We start from the raw sequence: 6080 nt of genomic DNA, 5'->3' as shown, positions 1-6080 counted from the left end.
GATCCGTCTTGATGCATCGGTTCATGACCACGTCGATCCCCGCTGCCGTCAACACCTTCGCCGCTCGATGATTTTCGATGCCCAGTTGCATCCAGAAGACCCTGGGGCGGAGGCGAATGATCTCGGGCACGTGGTCCGTAATCTGCGCCGGGGTGCGAAACGCGTCCACAACGTCGACGGCCGTATCGATGTCGTTCAGACACCGATATGCCTTTTCGCCCAGGATTTCCTTCTGTGCCGGCCTCACCGGCAGGATACGGTAGCCGGCATCCTTCAGATATCGGGCCACCTGATGGGAGTCCCGATCCGATTTCGGGCTGACGCCCAGAACCGCGATGGTCGCCGCCTCTGCCAGCACGACCCGGATCTGCCGATATTCCGTCAGAATTTCGCCGTTTCCCAATCCGCCCCATCCCTTACGCTTGTCGTTCACGCCGGTTGATGATACATAAAAACCCTGATGATATCCGAAGCGTACCCGCTCGAATACAGTGACTGAGAAATTAAGTCAGGAGGCGGGGCATGTCAACATGAAACCCATGCCGCCGCTCCATAAAACGTGATGTCGCCCCCCTGAAGGAGATGCCATGACCCATCGCCCCACACTCTACCTCATCGACGGCAGCGCCTACGTCTATCGAGCGTTCCACGCCATCCGAACCGGACTGACCAACGCCGGGGGACTTCCCACCAACGCCGCCTTCGGATTCACCAGAATCCTGACGAAGATGATGGCGGAAAAGGATCCCCGGTACATGGCCGTATGCTTCGACATGAAAGGCCCCACATTCAGGAACGAGATCTACGCGGACTACAAGGCCAACCGGCCGCCCATGCCGGAAAACCTGGTGGTGCAGCTGCCCTACATCAAGGCCATCGTCCGGGGATTCCGGATCCCCTTGCTCGAGGTGGAGGGATACGAGGCGGACGATCTCATCGGCACCCTGGCCCGCCGGGGGGAGGCGGCCGGATTCACCGTGATCATCGTCACCGGCGACAAGGACTTCCTTCAACTCATCACCGAAAACACCGCTGTCTGGGATCCCATGAAGGACGTTTTCACCGATCTTCCGGCTCTGCGGAAAAAATTCGGGGTCGAACCGCCGCAGCTGATCGACGTGATGGGACTCTCGGGAGACACCTCGGACAACATCCCCGGCGTTCCGGGCATCGGCCCCAAGACGGCGCTGGACCTGATCAGGAGTTTCGGCACCATGGACGGCCTCTACCGCGACATCGACGCCGTCACCCGAAAAAAGCAGCATGAAAACCTGGTTAAATTCAAGGAGCAGGCCTATGTCAGCCGAGATCTCGTCGCCATCCGGACCGACGCACCGATCCGATTCGAGCCTGCGGCCCTCAAACGCGCCGAACCCGACCTCAAAGCCCTGTCCGCACTCTTCAAGGAGTTGGAATTCCAGGAGCTTCATCGGACCTATGCCGACGTAGAAGCGGCGTCGCCCAAATCCTATGCCGCCGTCCTCGATGAAAAGACCCTGGGCGATCTTGCCAAGCGTCTCGGCGAAAGCCGACGTTTCGCCCTGGACACCGAAACCACGGCCCTCGACCCCATGCGGGCCAAACTGGTGGGACTCTCCTTCGCGCTGAAGGAAAATGAGGCCTTCTACATCCCCGTTGGCCACCGATACCTTGGCGCACCCCGCCAGATTCCTTTGAAACAGGTCATCGAGGCGCTTCGGCCGGCCCTCGAAAACCCGGAGATTCAGAAGATCGGACAAAACATCAAATATGACTGGACGGTGCTGAATCGATCCGGCATTCGCCTTACCGGCGTATCCTTCGACACCATGGTGGCTTCATACCTCATCGAGCCGTCCAAGCGGGCCCACAGCCTCGACCGCATCGCCCTCGATTACCTCGATCACAAGACCACTACCTACGAAGAGGTTGCCGGCAAGGGTAAATCCCAGGTGGGCTTCGAGGAAGTTCTCGTCGAAAAGGCCGTTCCCTATGCCTGCGAGGATGCGGATCTGACCCTGGCCGCATACGCCCTTCTGAGCGAAAAACTGAAATCCCTCGGCCTGGTCCGGCTGATGGAAACCGTGGAAATGCCCCTCATTCCCGTCCTGAAAGACATGGAGATGCGGGGGATCTGCGTCGATCGGGAAAAACTGATCGCGCTTTCCAAACGTTTTCAGGACCAGCTCGACACCCTCGAGGACGAAATTTACGTGCTGGCCGGAGAACGCTTCAACATCAACTCCCCCCAACAGCTGGGCGAGATCCTTTTCCAGAAACTCAACCTTCCGGTCCAGAAAAAAACCAAAAAGAAAACCGCGTATTCCACGGATATGGAGGTGCTGACATCCCTGGCCGAACGGCACGAGCTGCCGGCGCTGATCCTGAAGCATCGCACCCTGGCCAAATTGAAATCGACCTACGCCGATGCGCTGGTGGAGATGATCCATCCCGAGACCGGCAGGATCCACACCTCCTACAACCAGACCGTAACCGCCACCGGACGCCTCAGCAGCTCCGAGCCCAACCTCCAGAACATCCCCATCCGCGGCGAGGAGGGCATCGAGATCCGGAAAGCCTTCATCCCCCGAAAAGGTTGGGTACTGCTGGCGGCCGACTATTCCCAGATCGAACTGCGCCTGTTGGCCCACTATTCCGGCGACGCAGGCCTCATCCAGGCATTTGTGGAAGGTGAGGATATCCACAGCCGGACTGCCGCTGAGATCTTCCAGGTCTTTCCCCAGATGATCACCTCCGAACTGCGGCGCCAGGCCAAAACCATCAACTTCGGCATCATATACGGCATGGGAGCCTTCAGCCTGTCGAAGGAGCTGGGCATCAGCCGAAAAATGGCCCAAACCTACATCGACCACTATTTCGCCCGGTACAAAGGCGTCAAAACCTTTATCGACAATGCCGTCGAAACCGCTGAAAAAACGGGCATGACCAGCACGCTTCTGGGCCGCATCCGTCAGATCCCCGAAATCCGAAGCCCCAACCGGAATCTTCGGGGATTCGCCGAAAGAACCGCCGTCAACACACCGATACAAGGAACGGCCGCGGACCTGATCAAGCTGGCCATGATCCGGATCGACGGCATCTTCAAGGAAAAAAAACTCGAATCCGCCATGTTGCTCACCGTTCACGACGAACTCGTCTTCGAGGTGGCGCCCGACGAACTGGATACGGTCCGCGACCTGGTCCGGGAAACCATGGAGAATGTCTGGCCGGATTTGAAGGTTCCCCTGAAAGTCAACATCGACATCGGGAAAAACTGGGCCGAGGCTCACTGACACGAGACTTCGCGGCCCCACGGCGTGTTCCGACGTGAAAAATTTGACATGCATGCTTTTCGCGTTTATTTTTGGATGATTAAACTTTCGACTTTCACAGGCCGGTCACCATCATGGAAGTCGCCGGTCACCATCATGGAAGTCGAAAGTTGAATGGGTGGCACGTTTTGACTTTCGTGATATTGGCCGGAAACGGCTGAAGGCCGGCGGAAGGGAGACAGCGTACTGTTTGTCGCGGACGCACCGCTTTAGAGCCTTCAGCCCCTGACAAGGGAGGTCGGTCATGACAGGCATGACGCACAGAACCTTTCCTCGCGGGAAGGACCGATACGAGATCCGCTTCGCCGAAAACATGTCGGCGGCGTATCAAAAAGGCGAGTTGATCGAAAAGAGCAGTGGCGGAATGTCGTTTTTCTCCACATCCGCGCTGAAACCCGGCTCGGGCATTCTGATCGAGTTGACCGACCCGTCGACCGATGCCGACGGGTCCGGATCCCGTCCGGATTATCTTGCGGAGGTTCGTTGGTGCCTCAAAGAGGACGCGCCGGACGACATCCGCTACCGGGTTGGGGTCAGACTCTTTATCAGTACCTGCGCCCTGTGCGGCAAGGAAATCCGCCGCCGCGCCAAGGATGACGTCGATCTTTGCGAAGCATGCCGCAGCAGACTCTGTGACAAAGCGGACGGAACGGTAAAGGCCTGTATCGAGAAGTATCTGATCGGCAACGTGGTTTGACGGGAGCACCGCCGGGGAGGAGGACCCGGGGCGGGCAGTGCCGCCCCTACGAGGGTCCGAAACCGTTATCGCGGCGCCTTGGGGGGGCTCACCAACGCCTCTCCGTCGAGAACCATGGTGCCGTCCTGGTTGGTGCAAATGGTTCTGAAAGTGACCTTGTTCTTATCCTCCATTTTCCCGGTGACCTCCACCCGGGCCGTGATGGTGTCGCCGATGCGCACAGGTGCCAGAAACCTCAGATCCTGCTTGAGATAAATGGTTCCCGGGCCGGGCAGAAACGTACCCAGAATGGTGGAAATGAACCCGGCCGTGAGCATGCCGTGGGCAATCCGGGCCTTGAAAAAGGTTTTCTCCGCGTAAGCGGCATTGATGTGGGCCGGATTGAAATCCCCGGTAATGCCGGCATACAGATAGATATCCGTCTCTGAAACGGTCTTGGCGAATTCCGCGGTATCGCCGATCTGAATCTCACCGATGGTCTTCCCCGTCATCGTCATCTCCTTTCTCGCAGGGTGCGCACGCCGTCGTCATCCTTCCCGTGTCACCCCATGAATACATCGACCGCACCGTCTAAAACCACTGTCGGTGGCTCCAGATGTCCTTCTCCAGATTGCTTTTGTCCTCCTGCAACGACAGATAGAGCGAGGCGTTCTGGATGGCGAGGCCGCCCTGATGTGCGAGAGCCTCCACCAGAACGATCATGTCTTCGCTGAATTCCCGCTCCTCTTCGGTGCAGAGACGCATTACCCCGATAATCTCCCCTCCCGCCTGGATCGGCACCACGAGCATCGAGACGATCCCCTCCGTTTTCATGGCATCCCTGTACTCGATCCGCTCGTCGTCGGCGGCGTTCCGAATGACTACGGTCTCTCCTTTGAGGGCCTGGGTGATGCTCTTGTCCGGATGGACCGGCCCCTTGTTGAGGAATTCCTCGCTGAAGCCGTAGCTGGCGACGATGTCAAGGGTATTCGTATCCTTGTTCAACAGCCGGATAATAACCCCTTTCATCTCGAAGGCCTCCGCGATATCAGCCGTCATGATGTGAAGAATCTGTTTGATGTCCAGGTTCGTGGAATTGATGCTGTCGGCCAGGTCATGGAAAAGGTAGCTGTTCCGGGTGATCCGCCTGAGCAGTCGGGAATTCTGGATCGCTACGCCGCCCTGCTCGGCCAGGGCCCCCAGAAATTCGATTTCATCCGGCGAAAAACGCCTGGCGTCGGCGGTGTACAGGGAAAGCACCCCGATGTTTTTTCCCTCGACCCGGACCGGCACCACCAGAATCGAGGAGATACCCTCATCGATCTTGGCCTGGCGGTTCTGGATGCGCTCGTCCGTGGCGACATCCTCGAAAGCGAGATAGCCGTTTTTCATCAGCTCGTCACTCATCTTCTGCATGCGGTAAGGGTCCGAGTGAAGATAGCTTTCAGAAAGGCCTCTCTGACATACCGATACGAATACATCTTTCTTCTTGTCCTCCAGGAAAAGGCTGGCCGCTTTGGCGTCCATGGTTTCGATGGCGCTTGCGACAATCAGGTCGAGCAGATCCTCCCGCTTCAGCGTCGACCCAATGGCCTTGCTGATCTTGCAGAAGGTCTTGAAATAGTCTTTTTTAGCAGTCATTCAGTGTCTCCTTATCCCCGTCAGTGCGTTTTGTACGTATTGCCGAAGGGGTTTCCTTCAGGCTTCTTTTTTTCGGACGCGCGCGATCACGGTTGCCTTGGGCGATGTATCTCCGTGAGGTATGCGTATTTCATCGGACACCGCCGCCTTCGCCGGGCCCGAGGTGTTTTTCTTGTCCGAAGCGGCCCTTTCCCGGGTTTTTCGTGCGGCAGGTCGGCTGGACGCGGCCGTTATGGAGGCCTTCCTGCCCGTTGACGCCGTTTTCCGTTTCTCTCTGGGCGAAGCCTCGGCGGGTTTCCGCCGTACGGCCTTTTTCCCGTCGCCTTCCCGGGCCTTGAGCCATGCCGCGATCTTGGGGGCGAACTCGGCCTGATACCTGGCGCTGACATAGATGCCGATGTGGCCCGTGTTGAGGCACAGGTCCTCGGTGTCCTCGCTCCCCACCGCGCGGG

At 58.1% G+C, this 6080-nt stretch carries 5 protein-coding genes and 1 pseudogene; 2 read left to right on the top strand and 4 right to left on the bottom strand.

Annotation, left to right across the window (positions count from 1 at the left end):
* Positions 1–403: CoA-binding protein (locus AB7S84_RS16155; RefSeq protein WP_428155752.1), on the bottom strand; the 403-nt coding region annotated here is incomplete at its 3' end.
* Between the two features lie 184 nt (positions 404–587).
* Between AB7S84_RS16155 and polA the strand changes: the two genes are divergently transcribed.
* Together polA and AB7S84_RS16145 are read left to right on the top strand one after the other, a co-directional pair.
* The gene (gene polA / locus AB7S84_RS16150; RefSeq protein WP_428155750.1) at positions 588–3272 is read left to right on the top strand and encodes a DNA polymerase I; all 2685 of its coding nucleotides are present in this window, start codon (positions 588–590) and stop codon (positions 3270–3272) included.
* 283 nt (positions 3273–3555) lie between these two features.
* The gene (locus AB7S84_RS16145) at positions 3556–4008 is read left to right on the top strand and encodes a hypothetical protein (protein WP_020876086.1); all 453 of its coding nucleotides are present in this window, start codon (positions 3556–3558) and stop codon (positions 4006–4008) included.
* A gap of 65 nt (positions 4009–4073) precedes the next feature.
* On the opposite strand, the gene AB7S84_RS16140 is transcribed toward AB7S84_RS16145, so the two are convergent.
* From AB7S84_RS16140 to AB7S84_RS16130, 3 genes and pseudogenes are all read right to left on the bottom strand, one after another.
* Positions 4074–4499, bottom strand: coding sequence for a MaoC family dehydratase (locus AB7S84_RS16140; RefSeq protein WP_428155747.1), 426 nt, complete (start codon positions 4497–4499; stop codon positions 4074–4076).
* A gap of 79 nt (positions 4500–4578) precedes the next feature.
* The gene (locus AB7S84_RS16135; protein ID WP_020876084.1) at positions 4579–5628 is read right to left on the bottom strand and encodes a GAF domain-containing protein; all 1050 of its coding nucleotides are present in this window, start codon (positions 5626–5628) and stop codon (positions 4579–4581) included.
* 57 nt (positions 5629–5685) lie between these two features.
* Positions 5686–6080: pseudogene (locus tag AB7S84_RS16130) on the bottom strand (hypothetical protein); the annotation flags it as partial.

This window comes from Desulfococcus sp., assembly GCF_050178255.1.
GTDB lineage: Bacteria > Desulfobacterota > Desulfobacteria > Desulfobacterales > Desulfococcaceae > Desulfococcus > Desulfococcus multivorans.
This window is presented reverse-complemented; position numbering and strand designations above follow the sequence as displayed.